Source organism: Burkholderia sp. Bp8963 (assembly GCF_003854275.1).
Lineage (GTDB): Bacteria > Pseudomonadota > Gammaproteobacteria > Burkholderiales > Burkholderiaceae > Burkholderia.
Genome location: NZ_QTQP01000051.1, coordinates 18863 through 41256, shown reverse-complemented (window position 1 = coordinate 41256; position 22394 = coordinate 18863). Strand labels below are relative to the sequence as shown.

The window sequence follows — 22394 nt, the reverse complement described above, 5'->3', positions numbered from 1 at the left end:
GATTTTGTTCCCGACCACACGCCGGAGCCAACGGTGCCACAAGACCGCCACCTGATCCTCTACCACGCGCCGCGCAGCCGATCGGCCAGCGCCCGCATGCTGCTCGAAGAGCTGAACGCCAACTACGAACTGCACGCATTCGACCTGCGCAGCGGCGAACACCGCAAGCCCGATTACCTGGGCATCAACCCGATGGGCAAGGTGCCCGCGCTGCGCCACGGCGATGCCGTCATCACCGAGCAGGCCGCCGTCCATCTGTATGCCGCGGAGCTGTATCCGGAAGCCGGCCTGGCGCCGGCGGTCGGCGATTCGCTGCGCGGGTCGTACCTGCGCTGGATGGTGTTCTACGGTTCGTGCTTCGAGCCGGCCGTTGTCGACCGCTCGATGAACCGCCCGCCCGCCGCGTACTCCGCCTCGCCCTACGGCGACTTCGACACCGTCATCAATACGATCTGCGCGCAACTGGACAAGGGGCCCTACCTGCTGGGCGAGCGCTTTACGGCGGCGGACGTGCTGTGGGGTGCGGCGCTGAACTGGACCACGATGTTCAAGCTGGTACCCGAGACGCCCGTGGTGCGCGCCTATATCGACCGCATCCTGGCCCGCCCGGCCATCCAGCGCGCCCAGGCGGCGGATGCAGCGCTGGCGGCGCAGCATGACAAGGCTAGGCCAGCCGCCGCACCATCCTGAATCAAGGCTTGAACGTATCGCCGAGCACGACGCCTTCCCGGCGCGGATCCGTGCCGCCCTGCAGCACCGGCTGCTGGTTGACCTGCACGCGCCTCACCGTGTTCACGCCGCTCGGTTGCGCCGCCGTCGACACCTTGTGGCCGAGCGCGACCAGCCCCGAGATCAGCGGGTCGTTCGCGCCGTTGTTCGCGGTATTGACGTTCGGATGCTCGCCGCCGATCGTGGTCGTCGGGCTGTTGCCTGCGCCGAAGTCGAGCAGCCCGGCGGACTGCTGCGCGTCGAGCCCCCAGTCCAGCGTGCCGACGAGCGTCTTCATGACGTATTGCGGAATCGCGCCGCCACCCGGCGAGCCCGTCGCCGTCACGAAATCGCCTTTCGATCCGTCCGCGGCGATCCGGAACACCATCGTCGGCGCCATCGAGCTTCGCGGCCGCTTGCCGGGCTGCAGGCGGTTCGCGACCGGATTGCCGGCGTTGTCGGTCGGATTCACGGAGAAATCCGTCAGCTGGTTGTTCAGCAGGAAGCCGTGCGTCATGTGGAACGAACCCATGCTCGACTCGACGGTCGTCGTCGCGCTGAGCACATTGCCGTCGCCGTCGACGATCGTGAACTGGTTCGTGCCGTGCTCGATCAGCGTGGTATCGACGCCGAGCGGCACCGCGCCGAGATTGCCGGGCTGCGCGGTGCCCATGCTCCGGTTCAGGTCGATCAGCCGCGCACGCGCCTTCAGATACGGCTTGTTGAGCAGCGTGTCCCAGGTGCCGCCGGGCGGCGGCACGAAGTCGGCATCCGCGACGTACTTGTCGCGATCCGCATACGCGAGCCGTTCGGCCTCCGTCACCAGATGCACGGCGGCGACCGTCGGCTTGCCGCCCTCGCCGTCGATCGCCGTCGGCTTCATCGACTCGAGGTCGAAATTCTCGAGAATGCCGAGCGCGGACGCGACTGCGATGCCGCCCGACGACGGCGGCGGCATTCCGCACACCCAGTAGGTCCGGTAAGTCGTGCAGACCGGCTCGCGGCGCTTGGCCCGGTACGCGCCGAGGTCGGCGAGCGTCGTCTTGCCCGGCGTGATCGTCGAGCCGTCGGCACCCTTCGTCGCCGCGATCTTCGCGACGATGTCCTGTGCGATCTGCCCCGTGTACAGCGCGTTCGCGCCTGTTTGCGCGATCAGCGTCAGCGTCTGCGCGTACGCGGGATTCTTCAGCAACGTGCCGAGCGTCTTCGGCGATCCGTCCGCGTTGAGGAAGTACGCGGCGGCCTCGGGGTCGCGCTTCAGATCCGCGGCATTCGTGGCGATTGCATCGGCGAGGCGGCCGCCGATAGGAAAGCCGTTCGTTGCGAGCGAGATCGCATCGCCGAACAGATCCTTCCATGCCAGTTTGCCGTGATCCCGCTGCAGTAACTCGATCAGCCGCGGGACGCCGATTGTGCCGATGGACCGGCCGCTCGCGCGTGCGTTCGGTTGCGGGGCAGAATGATCGCTCCAGTCGTCCACATAGCGCAGGTAGTTCCCGGTGGCCGCAGCCGGCGCCGTCTCGCGGCCGTCGTACGCCTGGACCGCTTTTTTTCGCCCGTCGTAGTAGAGCAGCACGCCGCCGGCCCCGAGGCCGGTCGCCTCGGGCACCGTGAGACCCAGCACGGCCTGCACGGCGACCGCCGCATCGGCCGCGGTGCCGCCCTTCTTCAGCACCGCGCAGCCGGCCGCGCTCGCATACGCGTTCGAGGTCACCACCATGTACGTCTTCGCATAGACGGGTTTCAACCCGGTGCGATAACCCGACGACGGTTCAGGCAGCGACGGATCGCCCGGCTGGCTGGAGCCCACCACGACCGTCGAGCCGCTGTTGTCGACCGCGAGACAGCTCACGTCGTGCGCGGGCTGCTTCGCGTTGCCCAGTTCGGTTTCGACGTTGCCCCCGCATGCCGCCATCAGGGTGGCGGTGACCAGCACGGCTGCATACGGGAATATCGGGTGCTGATTCATTGAATTGTTCATTGAATTCATGCGCTTCGATCGGTCGTAGCGTGGCCCGGGGATTTGCCTGCTTCGCTCTCCACCGGCAGGCAATTCGGTCGATATTCCCACGAACCGCTTTTTGTTCGCAATCGCGAACTCGCGTTGTTTCGCCTGTATCGCTGCGCACTGTGGTCTGGAAAATGCAAGGGGCGCCACACCAAAACCGTACTGTAGAATACAGACATGCCGACACTTGTGAGCCCGATTCACCGTGCGGTCTTTACGGTTTTCAGGCAAACACCTCATCCGGCGACATGTCGCCAGCGCAACGCGCAGGCCGACGCGAACATAGCGAACATAGCAACCACCACGACGCGCATGCATCAGGAGTCGCGGCGAAACATTGAATGATCGGCGCGGCAGGCGCCCGAAGGATATCTGGAAATGGCAGGCTACTCGTCATTGCTACGGGAATCGCGACCGCGCGTACGTGAGACCAGCGCACCCAAGCGAGCCGGGCTCACGGTCAACGACCTGTACGAACAATTGAAAGCCATGGCCGTCCTCTACACGATCCGGCCAGGTGAAAGAATCAATGAACTCGAACTCGCCGAAAAATTCCAGGTGAGTCGAACCCCGCTTCGGGAGGCACTCAATCGGCTCGTCGCCGAGAACCTGCTGCATTTTGTCCCCAATCGCGGGTTCTTCGTCCGGGAGCTGAACCGGCAGGATATCTTCGATCTGTTCGAGTTTCGTCGCAGCATCGAGGCATCTGCCGTACAACTTGCCGTTGAGCGCGCCGATGCCAAGGACATCCGGGCGTTGCGCAAGTTCTGGAAGGACGTGATGAAGAACAAGGCCCACGCGCCCGCGGCCGAGCTGGTCACCCGGGACGAGGAGTTTCACGTCCGACTCGTGGCCTTGTCCGGCAACAACGAGATGGTGCGGGCACTCTACGGGATCAACGCACGCATCCACTTCATTCGCTGGGTCGATCTCGAACAGCGCGGGCACGATGCATTCGCCGAACATCTCGAGATTCTCGATGCGATCGAAGCACGCGACGCGCAGCGTTGCCGCGAGTTGACGGAGACGCATATTACTTGCCGCATGGAAGAGATCACGAAGGTCGTCGACGCCGGGGTCGTGAAGCTCTATTCGCAGTAGAAGCGGTTCGGTTGCATCGGGCGCAACGACCAGCGGGCGTCGGCGGGCGTCCGATCATGCAGCGCTGGCACGTCTGGCGGCGAGCCACTGCGCCGTGTCATCAAGCGCTCTCGTTGCCGCGTCGAACATTTCATCGATCTGGTCGTGCGTGATGATCAGCGGTGGACAAAAATTCACGATGTCGCCTGATGCCCGCGTGATCATTCCATGTACACGCGCACGCTCGCCCACGTAAGACGCGACACCCGCGGATTGCGCGAACGACGCCCGCGTGCCTTTGTCGGCGACGAGTTCGAGCGCCGCGATCAATCCGTGTCCGCGTGTCGTACCGACAAGGGGGTGCTCGCCAAGTGCCGCGACGCGCGCCTGAAAATGCGGCGCGATTTCCTGCACCCGCCCGACCATGTCGTCATCCACGTAGATGCGCAACGCTTCGAGCGCCACGGCTGCGCAGACCGGATGCCCGCTGCAGGTGAATCCATGCGCAAAAGTGCCGATTTTCTCGCTTTCGTCGACCATCGCACGATCGATTCGATCAGAAACCATTACCGCGGAAATCGGTGCGTACCCGGCCGAGAGCTGTTTGGCGAGCGTAATGATGTCGGGCGACATTCCGAACGATTCCGTGCCGAACATCTTGCCCGTGCGTGCGAATCCGCAAATGACCTCGTCGGCGATCAACAGGATGTCATGCCTTTTCAACAGCGCCTGGAGCTTTTCGACATACGTGGCCGGCGGAAGAATCATCCCGGCTGAAGCCATGATCGGCTCTGCGAAGAAGGCAGCGATCGTATCCGGCCCCTCCGCCTGGATCAACTGCTCGAGGGACCCCACACACCGGGTCGCAAAGTCTTCCTCGGTCTCGCCCGGCATTCCGTACCGGTAAAAGTCGGGGCAATCCGTGTGCAAAATCCTGTCGATCGGAAGGTCGAAGTCCTGATGATTGGTCAGAGATCCGGTCAGGCTTCCTGTCGCGATCGTCACGCCGTGATAGCTCCGCGAACGGGCAATGATCTTTTTCTTCTTCGGCCTGCCCAGTGCGTTGTTGTAATACCAGACCAGCTTGATCGCGGTGTCGTTGGCCTCCGATCCCGAATTCGCAAAGAACACCTTCGACATCGGCACCGGCGCCATCGATATCAGTTTCTCGGCGAGCTTGATGGACGGCTCCGACGACTTGTGACCGAACGCGTGATAAAACGGAAGCCGGCGCATCTGCCGATCGGCGGCATCCGCCAGGCGGGTTTCGCTGAAGCCAAGTGCCGCGCACCAGAGTCCACTCAGGGCTTCAAGATAGCGATTGCCCTTGTCGTCATGGACATATACGCCTTCGCCGCGCTCGATGACCATCGGGCCGACCGACTGATGCGAACTCAGGTTGGTATACGGGTGAATGTAGTGTTTGATGTCGCTGCTGTGCATATCAGCTCGTTGCATGTCCCGTCTCCATCGCTCAACACGAATTGAAATAGTTTCCGGATCACCAGGCGCTCTCGAGATCGCTGCGACATTTTCGGCGATGCGCCTGTGCGCGTCCGCTATCGCCTGCCGCGGCTGTCACGCCACGAGGCCTTCCATCGGAATGGCCGGTTTGCGCCCGGCAATCAGGTCGGCCGTAATCCTGGCCGATCCGTGTGACATCGTCCACCCGATATGGCCGTGACCGGTATTCAGGAACAGGTTCCGATACCGTCGGCGGCCGAAGCATGGCAGGTTGCTCGGTGTCATCGGCCGCAGGCCAGCCCACATCTCCGCGCGATCGTAGTTCGCTCCGTCGGGATAGAGCGCCTGCGTCACGCGCTTCATGAATGCGAAATCGGACGGCTTGTGACTCGTGTCATAGCCGGCGAATTCCGCCGTCGCGGTGACCCGAATCCGATCGCCGAATCGCGAGATGGCGACAAGATTGTGCTCGTCCACCGCTGCGACGCTGGGCGGCGACGCGTGCCCCTCGATCGGAATGGTGAGCGAGTAACCTTTCACGGGATAAATCGGCAGATGAATCCCGATCTGTCGGGCGAGAACGGGGCTGTAGCTGCCGAGCGCGACCACGTAAGCATCACCTTTCACGAAGCCATTATCGGTATGGACCCCTACGATTTCGCTACCGGACGTTTCGAGGCCGAGAATCGCGGTGCCTGTCCGGATCTGCCCACCTCTCGAACCGACCTTCTCAGCCAGCGCGCGCGCGAATTTCGCAGGATCGCCCGTTTCGTCAGTCGGGCAATAAATCGCGCCGACGATTCCTTCCTTCGCTGATGAAAGCGCGGGATCGAGCGCAATCACGTCATCGCGGGACAGCACCTTGATGACTTGTCCGTCCGATTCGAGCAGTTTCATCTGCATCACGCCTCGGTCCAGTGCTTCCTGGCTCCGGTGGAAATAGAGGATTCCCCGATCGTTCCTGTCGTAGTCAAGCGGATCATCGGTGATCACCTGCTGAAGGACGGCCTGCGAGTATGCGGCAAGCCGATGCTTGAGCAGCGTGTTGCGACGCGCCTTTTCCGACGTGCATTCCATCAGGAAGCGCCAGGACCAGGTGTAGAGGCGCGGATCGGCGGAGAACCTGAAACGCAACGCCTGATCCTTCAGGACCAGCGATTTCAGTAGCGTCATCGGCGCCTTCGGCGACGACCAGACAAAGGAATGGCCCGGCGCGATCATCCCGGCATTCCCCCAACTCGTCTCGCCAGCCACGACAGTCTGGCGGTCGATCAGCACAACTTCATGGCCGTCCCTTTGAAGTTGGTACGCGGTCGTGACTCCGACTACCCCGCCGCCCAGCACAATAACTCTCATGATGTCCTCAGCCTGAAGCGTATTTGACGTGGGTGACACAACGTCGCACCCGGCGGGATTGCCCCCGTCACGCGGATGCTGATGCGAGGCAACGGCTCGATGGCGTCGCAGTTTTCGGCCGCAACGCGACTTGACCGTTGTCTCGGCCTTCGACAAACGTCGTTCCGTCATCCAAAGTGTCGACAGTACTGTATATCTATAAAAAAACAAAATCAATGAGGGTAACAACGCCTCGCAAGAAAAACGCGGCTCCGCACAAGAGCGGTTCATCCCGAACGAGCAAGAATTTCCCTAACTGTCGATAAATGTGTCGACAGTTATGTGCACCATGAAGTAGCCTATGACGGTGGATGTCGTTACTTTTCAAGGAGAAGCAATGCAGATCAAGCGTTACGAAAGCGGCAAGCGCATGAGCCAGGCGGTCGTGCATGGCGAGTTGGTTTTTCTTGCCGGACAGGTCGCCGACGATCCGACTCAGGATGTGAAGGGCCAGACCGCACAGATTCTCACGAAGATCGATCGTCTGCTCGAGCAGGTCGGCTCCGACAAGGCCAGGATCCTGTCGGCCAACATCTGGCTCGCCGACTACACCACGTTCAACGAGATGAATGAAATCTGGGACGCGTGGGTCCCGGTGGGTGAGGCTCCGGCACGCGCATGTGTCGAGTCGAAGCTCGCGTTCCCGCAATACACCGTCGAGATAGGGGTCATTGCCGCGTTGTGACCGCGCTCGCGCTGGCGGCCGCCATATCGGTCGCCAGCGCATGACGACAGTCTTGCGCAACGCGGCGAGGTGCCCGGTGTACCGGGGATGCAACGAAGACGTGGCGGATCGAACAATTTTGAATGGACTCCTACCAAATGGACACCCTGGAATCTGTTGAGCGGTATGAGCGGCTCGATTTCTCGCTCGATGGCGGAATCTCACGTCGTGCGGCGATCGGATTGGTCGTGCTGGCGACCGACCATACGATCGAGTACGAATGGCGCAAGCTCCTGGCGCTCGATGGTGTCGGCTTCTACGAGAGCCGCATTGCCAATTCTGCTGAAATCACGCCGGAAACGCTCAGAACGATGGACACGCTCATCGCACCCGGCGTCGCAGTGATCCGACCGGGCGAGCGTCTCGACGTGGTCGCCTTCGGCTGTACGTCAGCCTCCATGGTTCTCGGAGAAGAAAGGGTCATTGAACGGATCAGGGAAGCGCGCCCGGAAGTGGAATGCACGACGCCAATCACGGCCGCGCGCGTCGCGATGAACGCACTTGGCGCAAGCCGTATCGCTCTGCTGACTCCGTATGTGCGTACGATCAATGAATCGCTCCGTGAATACCTGGGCGGCAGGGGAATCGACGTGGTACGCATGGGCTCGTTCGAGCATTCCGACGATAACGAGGTGGCCCGGATCGACGCCGATTCAGTGCGAAACGCCATTCTCAAGATCGGCCGACACGACGATGTCGACGCGGTGTTTGTCTCATGCACCTCGCTCCGGCTTGCGGATCATGTGACCGAGATCGAGAGCGCACTCGGCAAGCCAGTGACATCGAGCAATCACGCGATGGCCTGGCACGCGCTTCGACTCGGTGGTGTCAAGGACAAACTCCCGAAGCTCGGTCGACTGTTTGCGGTCTGACTCCGCCGTCAGGTGCGAAACCGATCGAACAAGCATGCCTGATTGAAGCTGGTCCCCGTTGTCATGGCGAATAGCCGACAGCGCCCGAAATGTCGCGCCGGAACATTCACGTATGGAGACTGCATGAAGAAACTCGCTTTGATTGTCGCACTCGCCTTCGCCGCCGGCGGCGCCTGCGCCAAGGAGTGGTCGACGATCCGTTTCGGTGTGGATCCCACCTATGCGCCATTCGAATCGAAGGCACCCGATGGCAAGGTCATCGGCTTCGACATCGATCTCGGCAACGAAATCTGCCGCCGCCTGAACGCGAAGTGCGTATGGGTCGAGCAGGACTTCGACAGCATGATCCCGGCGCTGAAGGCGAAGAAGTTCGACGCTGTGCTGTCTTCGATGACGATCACGCCCCAGCGGGCCGAACAGCTCGCGTTCTCGCAGAAGCTCTACAACACGCCGACACGTCTCGTCGCAAAGAAGGACACGCACCTGGCGCCGACCGTCGAATCGCTCAAGGGCAAATCGGTAGGGGTCCAGCAAGGCACGATCCAGGAAACCTACGCGAAGGAAAACTGGGCGCCGAAGGGTGTCAACGTGGTGTCATATCAGAACCAGGACCAGGTCTATATGGACCTGCAATCGGGCCGTCTGGACGCCACGCTGCAGGACGAAGTGCAGGCCGCGCTCGGTTTCCTGAAGACGCCGCGCGGCGCGGGCTTCGCGTTTGCCGGCCCGGAGCGCCAAACGGGTGCTGCCGCCATCGGCATGCGCAAGGACGACGGCGACCTCAAGGCAAGGATCGACAAGTCGATCGCCGACATGATCAAGGACGGCACCTACAGGAAGATCGAGTCGAAGTACTTCGATTTCGACCTGTACGGCAGCTAAGCCCGTTCGTCATTTCGCCATTTCGCGCGTCAACACAGGGAAGCGAGCCGCGCCTGCGCGGCTCGCGGCCTGTCATCGAGGATAACCCTCCATCCTCTTCAATGGCTTCGGTCCGCTGCTCGTCGCGGGCACTTGGGAAACCGTCAAGCTCGCCGTACTGTCCCTTGCGGCTGCGTTCATGCGCGGTCTCATCGGCGCCGCAGCGAAGCTCTCGTCGAATCGCGTCATCTCGCGCGTCGCGCACGATGTACACGACACTGATTCGTGCGGTGCCCGATCTCGTGCTGATGCTGCTGTTTTACGGCATCCGGATCTGGTTGAACGGCCTGACCGAGGCATTCGGCATCGATCAGATCGACGTCGACCCGTTCGTCGCCGACGTCATCACGCTCGGCTCCATTTCGCGCGCTGCCACGCTTACGCGACCTGCTTCAACTCGATGATCACCGGATGTGAAAGCTGCTCCACGGCGGCGCGCCATTCGGCGTCCACCGCTTCGAAGTTCCGCTCCTTCACATGTCCGTATCCACGGATCTTTTCCGCAATCGACGCGGCACGCAGCGCCGCCTGCAGTTTCCGGGCGTTCCCGTGACGAATGATCGCGTCGACGGTCTGCTCATAGCGTGCGATCAGGCCGCGCTCCATCTTGCGTTCCGCCGTGTGGCCGAATACATCGAAAGGCGTTCCACGAAGGAATTTCAGCTTCGCGAGCGTCCTGAAAACCGGAAGAATCCACGCGCCATACTCCTTCTTTCGCGGCTCGCCGGTCAGTTCGTCCTTGCCCGACAGCAGCGGTGGCGCGAGGTTGAATGCGATCCGGAAATCGCCGTCGAACCGCTGCCGCAGGCTCTCGACGAACTCGGGCGACGAATGCAGTCGCGCTACTTCGTATTCGTCCTTGTAGGCAAGCAGCCTGAAGTAGGCACTCGCGACTGCTCGGGTGACCGCATCCTCGTTGTGCGAGATGCGGCGCTCCCATTCGCGGATCCTCGCCACCAGTGAACGATAGCGTTGCGCATAAGCGGCGTTCTGGTAGGCGGTGAGAAACACGGCGCGCCGCTCGATCATCTCGTCGACGGTCACGGAAATGCGCAGCGACTCCCGCAGCGGCTTCGCCGCGATAAGCGCCTTCTGCGCCGCACTCGGCGACAACGCGGTTCGACGTCCCCACAGAAACGCCTCCTGGTTCAATGCGACCGCCGCCCCGTTGAGTTCGATCGCGGCATGGATCGCATCGGCTCCGATCGGGATCAGGCCGCGCTGATACGCGTAACCCAGCATGAACATGTTCCCGGCAATCGTGTCGCCGAACAGGCTGAGCGCATACTTCGTCGAGTCGACGAACTCGGCGTGATGCTCGCCGACAGCGTCGACAATGGCGCTGCGCAGGTCTGAAGCCGGGAACGCGAGATCCGGATGGCGTGTGAATTCGCCCGTCATGACCTCGTGCGTATTGACCAGCATGCGAGTCGCGCCCTTGCGGGTTGTCGCGAGCGTCTTGCGGCTGGCGGCCACGACCATGTCGCACCCGAGAACGACATCGGCGCCGCCGGCAGCGATTCGGATCGCCTTGATCGCGGCCGGGTTCTTGCCGAATCGCAGATGGGACCACACCGAGCCGCCTTTCTGCGCAAGGCCGGCCATATCGAGGATGCCGCACCCCTTGCCTTCGAGATGCGCGGCCATGCCGAGAATCGCGCCGATCGTCACGACGCCGGTGCCGCCGACACCGGTGACGATCATCGAAAATACGCCCGTTTCAAGCGACGGCAGTTCCGGCTCGGTCAGTGCCGGAAAAAGCGCCGCGTCAGGTCGGATCGTGGCCGATTTCCTCGGATTTCCGCCATGCACGGTGACAAAACTCGGACAAAAGCCGTTGTTGCACGAGTAATCCTTGTTGCACGCGGACTGATCGATCTCTCGCTTGCGCCCGAACTCGGTCTCGAGCGGCACCAGCGACACACAATTTGATTTCACGCCGCAATCGCCGCACCCTTCGCACACGAGATCGTTGATCACCAGATGCTTTGCGGGATCCGGGAACTGCTTGCGCTTGCGGCGCCGGCGCTTTTCGGCCGCACAAGTCTGATCGTAGACGAGCACGCTCACGCCCGGGACGCCACGCAACACGTCCTGAACCTTCTGCAGTTCCGATCGGTGATGAATGGTCACGCCGGGCGCCCATCCGGCGTCTGCCGGATACTTCGACGGATCGTCGGCGACGACCGCGATGCGGCGAACGCCTTCGGCATGCACCTGAGTGGTGATCGTCATCGGACTCAACTGACCGTCGTGACGCTGCCCACCCGTCATTGCAACCGCGTCGTTATAGAGAATCTTGAAGGTGATGTTCGTCTTTGCGGCAAGCGCGGCCCGAACGGCAAGTAGCCCCGAGTGGAAGTACGTGCCGTCGCCCATGTTCTGGAACATGTGCGCTCGCCTGGAAAACGGCGCCTCGCCCACCCAGGCCATGCCTTCCGCGCCCATCTGCGTATAGCCAAGCGTATTGCGGTCCATCGTTTGCGCCATCCAGCTGCAGCCGATGCCCGCATACGCCTTGCTGCCCGGCGGGATCACCGTCGAGGAATTGTGCGGACATCCGCTGCAGAAATAGAAGCTGCGCTGCATCGCCTCGGGAGCAAATGCGACCTCGCTCAACTCGGTCAGAAACGTCACACGCTCGGCGAGCCTGCTGCCGCGGTCGAGATGCGCGATGCGCTGCCCGAGCGCGATGGCGATCTGCACCGAGTTGAGCGACATCTCCACCGGAAACAGCTTTTTTCCCTGCTCGTCGAGCTTGCCGATCACCACGGGCGCGTTCGGCACGTGATAGAGGATGTCCTTGATCTGCGACTCGAGCAGGCTGCGCTTTTCCTCCACCACCACCAGCAGATCCAGCCCGCTGGCGAATTCGCGCAGCCCTTGCGGTTCGAGCGGCCAGGTACATGCGACCTTGTAGATTGCGACGCCCATCGACTCCAGTTCTGCGTCAGTGACGTTCAGGTCGTCGATGGCCTGAAGCACGTCGAGATGGCTCTTGCCATGGGTGACAATGCCGATGCGACGATTCGCATTGCCAAGCACCATCTTGTCGAGCCGGTTCGCGCGGACGAAAGCGCGCACCGCATCCAGCTTGTAGTTGTGCAGCCGATATTCCTGCTCCTGCGGTGTATCCGGTTGCCGCAGGTTCAATCCGCCTGGCGGCATCGCCACATCATCGGGCAGGACCACCTTCACGCGCGCCGGATCCACTTCAATGGCAGCAGAAGCATCTGCCGTGTCCTTCACGCACTTCAGACCGACCCAGCATCCCGAAAAGCGCGACAACGCCCAGCCGTACAGACCGTAGTCGAGAATCTCCTGCACGCCGCTCGGGCTGAGGATCGGGATCGATGCGTCGACCAGTGCGAACTCGGACTGGTGGCAGGTCGTCGACGATTCACAGGTGTGGTCGTCGCCCATCAAGACGAGAACGCCGCCGTGCTTCGAACTGCCGGCCAGGTTCGCGTGCCGAAACGCATCGCCGCTCCTGTCAACGCCCGGGCCTTTACCGTACCAGACCGCAAACACGCCGTCGTATTTGCCTTCACCGCCGACCTCGGCCTGCTGCGTCCCCCAAACGGCGGTCGCGGCCAGATCCTCGTTCACGCCAGGCACGAACAGCACGTTGGCGCCGGCAAGCAATTGCTTCGCCTTGCCGAGTTCCGCGTCATACGTGCCAAGAGGCGATCCGCGATAGCCGGAGATGTAGCCCGCGGTGTGGAGTCCGCTCGCCTCGTCGCGGCGACGCTGCATCAGCGGGAGTCGGACGAGCGCCTGGACGCCGGTGAGAAAAATCCGGCCAGTGTCGAGCACGTACTTGTCGTCGAGGGAAACTTTACGCATTGCCACGCCGCGCGGCAACGTCGATTCGACCGAAAGCGGTACTCGGGTCATTGAATAATCCATCCATCTCTCCTGCGAAGGTTCTGCTGCCTCGCGAGCGTCACCGGCAGGCTCGCTGATTCCCACGACACCTCTGCCATTCGGCGGAATGGCAGCCGGACCTACCTAATCTCGCCGGTCGCGCCATCGGTAATAGAGCATCGCGCCGATTGCAAGCCGCTTGACGAATGCATGCGCGGAAATTGTCCGGAGCGTCGAGAACGGCAGCGGTGATCGATTCTCATCCCCGGTCAACGCGACTTCGGCAAGCTCACGCCCCGCAACCGTCGATAATGCGACGCCACGCCCGTTGCAGCCGAACCAGGTATAGAGACCGTCGTCGAGCCGCACGAAGCGCGGCATCCGGTCCGGCGTAATCGCGAAATCGCCATGCCATAAATGCTCGAAGCGAAGTGGAAAATCGTTCAGCTGTGGATACATGCGCCGCAGCCGGGCACCGATCCGCACTGGCAGTCGACGTTCATATCCAGTCGGCACGACGAGCGCTCCGCCGCTGACGAGCCGACCGTCCCGGTCGAAGCGCGCGAAATGAAGATCGGACTGCGTATCAGACATCGCATGGTCGAAAGGCAAAATGGTGGCACGCAGCGCATCGGGCAACGGCTGTGTCGCGATCTGGTACGACCTCATCGGGAGAAGCGCGTGACTGATACCGGGCCATGGAGCGCGCGTCGTTCGCCCTGTGTAGCTGTGGGTGGCGATCAACACGCTGCGCGCATGCACGCGGGCACCGCCATGCGCTGCCACCCAATGGCTCCCCTCCCGAACCAGGGACGACACGGGCGTCTGTGAATGGAGGCTGGCGCCGGCGGCGTGCGCGGCTTGCGCCAGCCCGCGAACCAACGCCAGCGGATTCAGGTGCCCACCGGTCGGGTTCTGCCAGCCACCGCACCAGAACGACGATCCGGTCAGCTCAGCAGTGCGATCCCGGTCGAGCATCTCGACGTCGATTCCACGCCGCTTCCATTGGTCGACGCGTGCCTGCACGAGCTTGATGCGACTCTCGCGATGCGCGGGCTGGATCCAGCCCGACTGCACGGCGGCGCAGTCGATTCGGTGTCGCCGCACGAGATCGAACACGGCATCCGCAGACGTGCCGATGATCGAGACGAGCGATTCTCCCTTGTCCGAACCGTATTCCGCGACGATCGCATCAGGATCGGCGCGCGTCATCGCCGGAATCACCTGTCCGTTGTTGCGGCCGGAAGCCCCCCAGCCTGTCTCGGCCGCCTCGAGTACGACCACTCGTGCGCCGCGTTGCGCTGCGTGCAGCGCGGCGCTGACACCCGTGAAGCCAGCTCCGATCACGAGCAGATCCACGAAGGTCGTGCCGGCCGGGAGCCGCGTTGTCGGCAGGGCCGGCGCCGATGTCGCCGCCCATAACGACGGCGGGAGGCGACCGGGATCGCGATTTGCATCACGCATGATAAGGTCCGGGAATCGAGCGAATCGGAGGCCGCTATTGCCTGTTTCCGCGCAACGGCCATGCAAGTACCGCTTCAATGGGTGCGCCCGCCCAGGTAGAGCTTTCGCATCTCGTCGCTCGCCAACAGATCGGCGGCATTGCCTTCGAGCGCTACTTGCCCCATCGACAGGACATAGGCGCGATCCGAGATGCGAAGCGCTTCCGTCGCGTTCTGCTCCACCATCAGCACCCCGACATGCTCTGTATCGCGTAGTTCGACAATCGCGTCGAACACTTCCGACAGCATCTTCGGCGAGAGCCCGGCGGAAGGCTCGTCAAGCAGCAGAAATCGCGGGCGGGGCATTAGCGCACGGGCCAGTGACAGAAGTTGTCGCTCGCCGCCCGACAGACTCGATGCACGCGCAGCCGATTTTCGTCTGAGAACGGGATACATGGCGTACAGCTGGTCGAGCCTGTCCGTTCGATCCTGCTCGGACATGAACTGGCCGCCGAGCGCGAGGTTTTCCCAGACAGACAGCGCGCCGAACACGTTCTCGGTTTGCGGCACGAATCCGATCTCATGTTGACGAATCTTCCTGAACACCGGCACTTGTCCGATGTCGATATCGTCCAGCGAGATCGATCCCTGTCTCGGCAGCAGGTACCCTGCGATGGTCTTCAGGAGCGTGGACTTCCCGCAACCGTTCGGGCCAAGGATGGTCACGATCTCTGGCTGCTTCGCGCCAATCGAGATGCCGCGGAGTATGTCGACGTCACGCGAGTATCCCGCCACTACGTGTCTGACCGAGATCATGCTGCGGCTCCCGCTGCGTGACGGTTCAAGGGGCTCCTCTTGCCGAGATAGGCCTCGACGACGCCCTCGTGGCTTTCCAGCTCCGTGGGCAGACAATCCGCAACCGTCTTCCCTTTGTCCAGCACGACGCACCGGCTGCAGGTTTGCGCAATGAAGTGCATGTCGTGCTCGATGATGACCAACGTAATGCCCTGCCCGTTGATCCGCTTGAGCGTCGTGACCAGTTCCGCCCGCAAGTTCGGATGTACGCCGGCCATTGGCTCGTCCAGCAGAAGCAGTGCCGGCTGCTCCATCAGCGCACAGGCAATGCCGAGCAGCTTCTTCTGTCCACCCGAAATCGATGCTGCAGGCAAATGGGCCACTTTGGTCAGGAGCAGTTCGTCCAGAAGGCGCACTGCGCGATCTCGCGTCTCGCATTCGATCCTTCGAGTCGCACCGAATCCAGCCAGCGTACTCATCAATCCGTGACGACGAATCGATGCGGCCATGACGGTCTCCTTCACCGTCATCCGGGTGGGCATCGACGGAAGCTGAAACGTGCGACGGACGCCTTTCCTGGCGATCTTGTCGGGAGGCAGTCCGTTGACGGCCGCGCCATTGATTTCAATCACGCCTCGTTCGATCGCACAATAACCGGTAATCGCATTGAGTACCGTGCTCTTGCCACATCCGTTCGGCCCCAGCAGGCCGACGATCTCGCCGGTTCGTACTTGAAGACTCAGACCGGTGAGCACGTGATTGCCCCCGAACGACTTGTTGACATCATGCAAACGGAGGATCGTGCTCATTGCGGGCTCCGGATTCGTTCAGGAACAATGCCACCAGGACGCAGCAGCAGGCATGCCAGAAGCACGCATCCAATCGTGCCAAGCCTCACTGCACCGGCGATATCGCTACTGATGTCGAGGTGATCTTTCACAAACGGCACGGCGCCGTAGATTGCTTCCACAACGAACGCGCCAAGCACGACACCGAGGTTGTTTCCGAGCCCTCCGATCATGACCATGGTCCAGACGACGAACGTCTCGGACGCGAGCATATAGTCCGGCCCCACGAAGCTCATGTAATGAGCCAGCAGAGAACCCCCGATCGACGCAACGGCGGCGCTGGTCATCGTCGCCTTGACCTTGAGCGGAACCAGCCGATATCCGAGGCTCGTCGCCAATTCAGGCTCCTCGCGCATCAGCCGGATTGCCCGCCCGAATCGTCCGCGCGACAGGCGATGACATGCGAAGCAGGCGATCACGGTCAATACGAGTGCAAGCAGGAGGAACGCAAGATCGTTTTCCGCTCCGGAACGCGTCGGGATGATGGGGCGTACGCCGCTGATCCCCTGCGCGCCCCCGGTCAGCCAGTTTTCGTTCAATGCAACCGTCCGGATCAATTCGGCCACCGCAAGTGTTGCGATTGCCCAATAATCCGACGCAAGATTGCGGCCCAGGTTGGCCATCACGAATCCGACGGCCATGGCAACTGCGACACCAAGCACGAGTCCAACCGGCGCCGGATATCCAAGCGACGACATGATTGCCGAAGCGTATGCTCCCACGCCTGCAAACGCGACGAATCCGAAGTTGAGCAAGCCCGCGAAACCGGCCTGGAGGTTCAAGCCGAGCGCGAGAAGTGCGTATATGCAGCTCAGGGTAGCGACATGCAGAACGAAGCTATACACGGCGGACCTCCCGGTCGAAAATGCCATACGGCTTGAGCAGCAGCGCGACGAGCAGGATGAGGAACGATGCAGCACTGATGTACGTGACGGGGACATACACATCCGACGTGCCGAACATCCAGCCGAAATCCAGGTTCGTCACGAGCGTTTCGGCGATCGAGATCAAGAGTGCGCCAGCCGCCGCTCCTAGCGGATTGCCGAGCCCGCCGAGTATCGCCGCGGCGAATACGGGCAGGAGCAGATTGCTCCCAAGGCCGACGTGCACCGTCTCTGTCAGACCCAGCATCGTCCCGCCCAGCGCAGCCAGCACGCCGCTCAAGAACGTGATTCCGTTGACCACGCGGGCGCCATCGACACCGGTTGCCGCGGCCAGAGCGGGATTCGACGACATCGCACGCATCGATCTGCCTACACCTGTCCGGAACAGCAGGATCGCGAGCAGCACAACGCAGCCGGCCCCGCACGCAATCGACGTGATCTGGTCGACCGAGATCGTCGTGGAGCCGACCTGCAACGGGCTCGACAGGGTCGACGCATACCGCCACGGCCGAGAGCCCGCCACACCCAGAATCGACGCGATCAGGATCATCGAAATCGCGAGCGAGCCGATCATCGCGATCGAACTGCCCGAGCGAAGCAGCCGTTTGAACACCAGCGCATTCAGCGCCACCGCAAGCAGCCCGGTGCCGATGCAGGAGCCGACCAGGGCGAGCGTGAAAGGGAGGCCGACCTTTGTGAAACCCAGCGTCGCAAAGGCGCCCAGCATCGCGTACTGGACGTGAGCGACATTGGGAAACCTGACGAGCGAATAGACGACGCTCAGACCGACCGCTACGAGCATGATGTCGGACGTCCGGATCAGCACGTCGACGAGAAATTGCAGCATGGCAGTTCTCCTGGAGCCTGCCGCGCAGAAGCGCGGCAGGGCTTATCGGGCAACGACCTTCGTGTCGAACTTGACCTTGTCGTAGGGCTGGTCCTGACGCTGGCCACCCGCGTCGAACGAGATCGTGCCGGTCGCGCCGCTATAGGAACCGAGTGCATGCATGGCCGCGCGAATTTTCGCGGGATCGGCCGACCCGGCCTTGTTGATCGCGGCAACCGTGACCATGACGCCGTCATAGGCATAGCTGCCGAACGACGACTTCGGGGCTTCCTTGTACTTTTGACGGTATGCGTCTTCGTACGATTTTCCGCCCTGGCCGATCGACGCGACCTCGAGCCCCTCCTGCCCCTTTGCGGCTTGCGGCACCGTATCGCTGGTACACATCGTCAGGTAGATGCCGTACCACTTCGTCTTGTTGAGCCCGAGTTCATAGGCCTCGCGGTTGATGGTCGCCGCTTCCTGTCCGTAAGCGCTGTAGACGTAAGCTTGCGGCCGGGACCGGCCTATCTGCTGAAGCTCACGGCGATACGTCGACTGTCCTTCGCTATACAGCACGAGCGACGACACCTTGCCGCCAAGGGCCTCGAAGCGCGTCCTGAATTCGGATGCGACACCCTGCCCGTACGAGTTGTTGGGTGCGATGAAGGCGACTTCCTTGAGGTTCTGAGAAAACACATCCGTCGCGGCAAAGCGGGCCGACAGATCATCCAGGCCGATTACGCTGAACGACCCCTCGCCGATCTTCCGGACCTGAGGGCTCGACGAACCGATGTTGATGTGCACGTCACCCTGCTGGACCACATACTCGGCGACCGGAATGGTGATTCCTGACGAAAACTCCCCGATCACGACTGGCACCTTGTTGACGGAGACCAGCTTGCGCGCGGCGCCAAGCGCGGTCGCGGCGACGCCACCCGAATCTTCCACCATGACCTGCAGCTTCCGCCCGAGAACGCCATTGCGGGCATTGACCTGCTCGACGGCGAGTTCGATACCTCGCCGCTGGTCGTCGCCAACCGATGCGCTGGCGCCGCTGAGCGGGAGTACGGCGCCCAAGGATACGGTCTGAGCAACCGACGCGCCGGCCGACATCAACAAGACAGTCGCGGCAACACTGCTGTACAGCACTTTCGCAAACTTCATGATGGCACCCCTTGATCGGAGAGTTATAAACTACACAAGTGTCGACACATTAGCGCAAAAAAATTTGTGTCAATAAAGTTCTCGGGACCTGGACAGGTATCGACGCGGCCATGCATCGCTTCCGTCCCGCGCAGCAGTCTGCTGGAGGCGGTTGCTGCCGGCAAACCACGGTTATCTATCCGGCGAGCATGGTCGAGACCATCATGTCGCGCCAAGCGTGCAGTCGGGCGATCGGGTGATCCGGTCAGGCTTGACGTGCAGGAGCGAAGTGGATCGATGCTTTCAGGCTATCATAGTGTCGACACTTTTGTATTCTAGTTTTCCCCGATCTCGCATGGGTCCTGTACCGTGATGCCGCAGCTCCGACGCACCTCGCACAACATACGGCCCGACGCTTGCCTTCCGCGGCCCGCCAAGTCGCCGATTCGCCTGTTGCCGTGCACACGGCATTCCGTATATAAAACCGCGATGGACAAGGATCTGTGGATTCGCGACCCCGCCAGCGCCTTTCGCGCATGGCAGGAAACGGAGGCGACCGGTGCGGACCGGCGGCCCTTTGCGCCCCGCTCGATCGTGCAGCACGTGGCGATGTTCGACCGTTTCCTGCGCTATCTGCTCGCGCGCGGCGTGACGCCGGCGACGTTCGGCCCCGAGCACGTCGAAGGGTTTCTCGCGGATCTCGACCGCACCTGTGCGCCGGACAGCTCGACCCGTGCACGCTACGCGAAGCTGATCGATCGCATCAGCAGGCAACTGGTGTCCGTCGGGCTGCGCGAAGCGAATCCGGCCGAACGGATGGCACGCTACGTCGCATGGCCGGACGGCGAACCGGAACCGGTCTGCCTGCCGCCCGATGCGGACAACGCGCTGCAGGCGTACGTCCGGCCGCGATCCGGCGACGGCCCGGTCGAATGCAGGAATCACGCGATCGTCGCGCTGCTGCTCGGCAGCGGCATCACGTCCCGGGAAATCCGGACGACGACGATCGGCGCGCTCGATCTCGACGCCGGTCATCCGACGCTGTACGTGCCGCAGCATGGCGCGCGGCCCGAACGCCAGATCGCGCTCGAGCGCTTCGCACGCAGGCCGCTCGAAGCCTGGCGCGCGCGGGGCGCCGGCGAGCCGGCGTCAGCGCTGCTGTTTCCGGCACCGCGCAGCGGGCAGGCGATGAACGACATGTTCCTGCTGCTCGTCGTTCGCGATGCGCTGACCGCGATCGGCTTCGACGCGCCGGACATGAGTCCGCGTGTGCTGCGCAACACGTATGCGCGCCGCCAGTTGCTCGCGGGCCGCAGCCACGCGGACGTGAACGCGATGCTCGGCCTCGTCACGTCCCGGACCGTCGTTCGCATTCAGCAAACGCTTCCACGGGACATCGACGCACGCGATGCCGATCGTTTGCGTTGATTGCAGTGCGCTTCGGAAACGATACGCGTGGCAGCACGGCGCCTGCGCCTACCGGTTCGGCGGCTGCTGGCAAATCACGCCGTACCAGCCGAGCCCCTTGTACGTCTCATAACCGGGCGTCGCCGCGAACGACACCATCGTGCCGTTGTGCATCCGATAGAAGCCCGCCGGCTTGCCGTCGGTGTGCAGGCGAAACTGCTCCTGCAGCAGCCCCTTGCCGTCCGAACTCGCGATCACGCGTGACGACGCGTCGACGATCATGCAGCGGGTTCGCGCCCATTCGTCGTCGCTCAGCCGCACGCCGCCGACGACTGCCGCCGCCTGGGGCGCCCAGTCGAAGAAGATGACGAGCGCGCCGAGCACGCTGCCATGCGCCTGTCCGCCCGCACGGATGGCGGTCGAATACGTCGCGACCTGCGCATGACTTAGCCATGGCAGCGTCTCGATGTCGGACGCCACGTAGTCGGCCCCGGAGCGCGTCTTCAATGCGGCCGTGAACCAGTGCGCGTCGCGCACGTCGCGCCCCCGCACCGGACAGGTCGCGTCGCGCCCGCTCGCGACCACGATGCCGTCGGCATTCACGACCCACAGATCCTTGTAGACCGTGTAGCTGTCGAGAATCACCGACAGCCGCGCCGATGCATGCGCACTCGCCGCCGGGCTCTCGTGCATCACGCAGTCGACGACCGCCGAATCGGTCGCCCACCAGCGAACATCGCACGAGCGCTCGTACAGATTGCGGTCGATGATGTCGATCATGTTCAGCGCAAGATCGGCGCAGCGCTGACCTTCGTGCGAACGCATCCGCTCGATCATGCTATCGCCGAGTTCGGTCAGGCGTGTCAGCGCCCCCGCGAGTTCCTTGTTGAGCCCGTCGGTGATGTCGCCAATGCGTTTCGATACGTGCTTCACCTGGTTCGCGACCACCGCGAAGCCTTTGCCGGCATCGCCTGCGCGGGCGGCCTCGATCAGGGCATTCAACGCGAGGAAAGTCGTCTCGCGATTGATGTCGTTGATGTCGCCGATCTTGCCGGTGGCCAGCTTCTTCACTGCGTGGGTCAGGTCGACGATTGCTTGTGGATTGGCCATGTGTTGGTCTCTGTCGTTGTGATGTGCGTGGCGTTTCGCCGCGAGAGGAATGCAAGTTCCGGGCCTGCTCCAGCATGTGAAAACGCACGTATCGTGGCCGACTGCCCGCCGTTCGTCCGTGCATGCACACTGGTTGCACCGGCGATGCACCACGATGGTGGCAAGCCCTGCGCGGTTTGCCGACTGCCGCGTCCGGCTCCGCGCGGTCTACGCGTGCGTCAACGCGACGGCAAGCTGAGCCGCCACGACAGATTGCGGCGCGCCCGCGCTTCGCAGCGGTCATGGAACAGATCGGTGTAATAGATGCGCGGACGCGCAAGCAGCTCGCCGAGAATCGCGCGAACCTGCGCGTCGTATGCGCGATCGTCGAGATCCGGGCGCTCGGCCCGCAACCGCACGCCGTCCTCGTGAAAGCGGCTGCGGGGCGCACCGAGCACCGCGAGGTCGATGTCGACGGCGAAGCGGTCGTCCGCTTCGGTCGGCACGCTCCGGTGCCGGGTCGCGAGGATCATGTCGTGAATGCGCGCGCCCGCTGCAATCTGCCCGTCCGCCCGCTGCACGAACCAGTCGGCGCTACGCTCCTCGTTGTCGCGCGCGCCGGGCCGGTAGATCACGTCGTGACACCACAACGCGAGCTCCACCGCATCGGGATGCGGGATCGCACCGCGCGCCCAGTCGAAGTCGCGCAGACAGCGGCGGATATGACGCAGCGTGTGGTAGTGGCGCGTCGCTTCGCCATAGCAGCGCACGAGGTCGGCAAACACGGCTTCGGCGTCACGGCCGCCGCTGCGTGACCACAGTGCGATGAAGCGCGCTTGCGTCTGGTTCATCGTCGCCTCTTTCCGTCGTCCCGACCTGCACTGCCGCGCAGCGTCGCCCCGTTCCCACGCGCGCCCGTCG

18 protein-coding genes and 1 pseudogene are annotated in these 22394 nt (G+C 62.8%); 7 read left to right on the top strand and 12 right to left on the bottom strand.

From position 1 onward, the window contains the following. Positions 1-33 precede the first annotated feature (33 nt). Positions 34-690 carry a glutathione S-transferase family protein gene (locus DID96_RS30270; RefSeq protein WP_124602912.1) on the top strand — a complete coding sequence of 219 codons (657 nt, stop codon included), beginning with the start codon at positions 34-36 and terminating at the stop codon, positions 688-690. A 1-nt stretch (position 691) separates the two neighbouring features. On the opposite strand, the gene DID96_RS30265 is transcribed toward DID96_RS30270, so the two are convergent. Then, positions 692-2677, bottom strand: a complete 1986-nt coding sequence (locus DID96_RS30265; protein WP_124602903.1) for a gamma-glutamyltransferase family protein — start codon at positions 2675-2677, stop codon at positions 692-694. A 417-nt stretch (positions 2678-3094) separates the two neighbouring features. Here DID96_RS30265 and DID96_RS30260 point away from each other — a divergent pair, with 417 nt between their 5' ends. Beyond that, a complete protein-coding gene (locus tag DID96_RS30260) occupies positions 3095-3817 on the top strand; it encodes a GntR family transcriptional regulator (RefSeq protein ID WP_124602902.1) in 723 nt (240 codons plus the stop codon). A 54-nt stretch (positions 3818-3871) separates the two neighbouring features. Here DID96_RS30260 and DID96_RS30255 read toward each other — a convergent pair whose 3' ends face one another. Both DID96_RS30255 and DID96_RS30250 read right to left on the bottom strand, forming a co-directional pair. Next, positions 3872-5254, bottom strand: coding sequence for an aspartate aminotransferase family protein (locus DID96_RS30255; RefSeq protein WP_124602901.1), 1383 nt, complete (start codon positions 5252-5254; stop codon positions 3872-3874). A 120-nt stretch (positions 5255-5374) separates the two neighbouring features. After that, on the bottom strand, positions 5375-6616 hold the full coding sequence (locus DID96_RS30250; RefSeq protein WP_124602900.1) for a D-amino acid dehydrogenase: 1242 nt from the start codon (positions 6614-6616) through the stop codon (positions 5375-5377). Positions 6617-6992: 376 nt separating this feature from the next. On the opposite strand from DID96_RS30250, the gene DID96_RS30245 reads away from it, so the two are divergent. The 4 genes and pseudogenes from DID96_RS30245 to DID96_RS30230 all read left to right on the top strand — a co-directional run. Continuing rightward, the gene (locus tag DID96_RS30245; RefSeq protein ID WP_124602899.1) at positions 6993-7340 is read left to right on the top strand and encodes a RidA family protein; all 348 of its coding nucleotides are present in this window, start codon (positions 6993-6995) and stop codon (positions 7338-7340) included. 137 nt (positions 7341-7477) lie between these two features. Continuing rightward, the gene (locus DID96_RS30240) at positions 7478-8251 is read left to right on the top strand and encodes an Asp/Glu racemase (RefSeq protein ID WP_124602898.1); all 774 of its coding nucleotides are present in this window, start codon (positions 7478-7480) and stop codon (positions 8249-8251) included. Between the two features lie 123 nt (positions 8252-8374). Further along, positions 8375-9133 (top strand): ABC transporter substrate-binding protein, encoded by a 759-nt coding sequence (locus DID96_RS30235; protein WP_124602897.1) that lies wholly within the window; start codon positions 8375-8377, stop codon positions 9131-9133. 91 nt (positions 9134-9224) lie between these two features. After that, positions 9225-9534: pseudogene (locus DID96_RS30230) on the top strand (ABC transporter permease subunit); the annotation flags it as partial. Between the two features lie 16 nt (positions 9535-9550). On the opposite strand, the gene DID96_RS30225 reads toward DID96_RS30230, so the two are convergent. The 7 genes from DID96_RS30225 to DID96_RS30195 form a co-directional block, all read right to left on the bottom strand. After that, positions 9551-13018 carry an indolepyruvate ferredoxin oxidoreductase family protein gene (locus DID96_RS30225; RefSeq protein WP_260464047.1) on the bottom strand — a complete coding sequence of 1156 codons (3468 nt, stop codon included), beginning with the start codon at positions 13016-13018 and terminating at the stop codon, positions 9551-9553. 165 nt (positions 13019-13183) lie between these two features. Then, positions 13184-14503: an FAD-binding oxidoreductase gene (locus DID96_RS30220; protein WP_124602896.1), complete on the bottom strand. Its 1320-nt coding sequence runs from the start codon at positions 14501-14503 to the stop codon at positions 13184-13186. A gap of 74 nt (positions 14504-14577) precedes the next feature. Next, positions 14578-15297, bottom strand: coding sequence for an ABC transporter ATP-binding protein (locus tag DID96_RS30215; protein ID WP_124602895.1), 720 nt, complete (start codon positions 15295-15297; stop codon positions 14578-14580). Beyond that, positions 15294-16085, bottom strand: a complete 792-nt coding sequence (locus tag DID96_RS30210; RefSeq protein ID WP_124602894.1) for an ABC transporter ATP-binding protein — start codon at positions 16083-16085, stop codon at positions 15294-15296. The genes DID96_RS30215 and DID96_RS30210 overlap by 4 nt, the downstream gene beginning before the upstream one ends. Then, the gene (locus DID96_RS30205; protein ID WP_185732410.1) at positions 16082-16969 is read right to left on the bottom strand and encodes a branched-chain amino acid ABC transporter permease; all 888 of its coding nucleotides are present in this window, start codon (positions 16967-16969) and stop codon (positions 16082-16084) included. Before DID96_RS30205 ends, DID96_RS30210 begins: the two co-directional genes overlap by 4 nt. Further along, entirely contained in the window at positions 16962-17855 is an 894-nt protein-coding gene (locus DID96_RS30200; protein ID WP_124602892.1) for a branched-chain amino acid ABC transporter permease, read from the bottom strand. The genes DID96_RS30205 and DID96_RS30200 overlap by 8 nt, the downstream gene beginning before the upstream one ends. 42 nt (positions 17856-17897) lie before the next feature. Continuing rightward, a complete protein-coding gene (locus DID96_RS30195) occupies positions 17898-18947 on the bottom strand; it encodes an ABC transporter substrate-binding protein (RefSeq protein WP_260464050.1) in 1050 nt (349 codons plus the stop codon). 519 nt (positions 18948-19466) lie between these two features. On the opposite strand from DID96_RS30195, the gene DID96_RS30190 reads away from it, so the two are divergent. Continuing rightward, on the top strand, positions 19467-20405 hold the full coding sequence (locus tag DID96_RS30190) for a tyrosine-type recombinase/integrase (RefSeq protein ID WP_124602890.1): 939 nt from the start codon (positions 19467-19469) through the stop codon (positions 20403-20405). Positions 20406-20453: 48 nt separating this feature from the next. Here DID96_RS30190 and DID96_RS30185 read toward each other — a convergent pair whose 3' ends face one another. Both DID96_RS30185 and DID96_RS30180 read right to left on the bottom strand, forming a co-directional pair. After that, a complete protein-coding gene (locus tag DID96_RS30185) occupies positions 20454-21545 on the bottom strand; it encodes a methyl-accepting chemotaxis protein (RefSeq protein WP_311767772.1) in 1092 nt (363 codons plus the stop codon). A 167-nt stretch (positions 21546-21712) separates the two neighbouring features. Then, entirely contained in the window at positions 21713-22324 is a 612-nt protein-coding gene (locus tag DID96_RS30180; protein WP_124602888.1) for a hypothetical protein, read from the bottom strand. Positions 22325-22394: the final 70 nt, after the last annotated feature.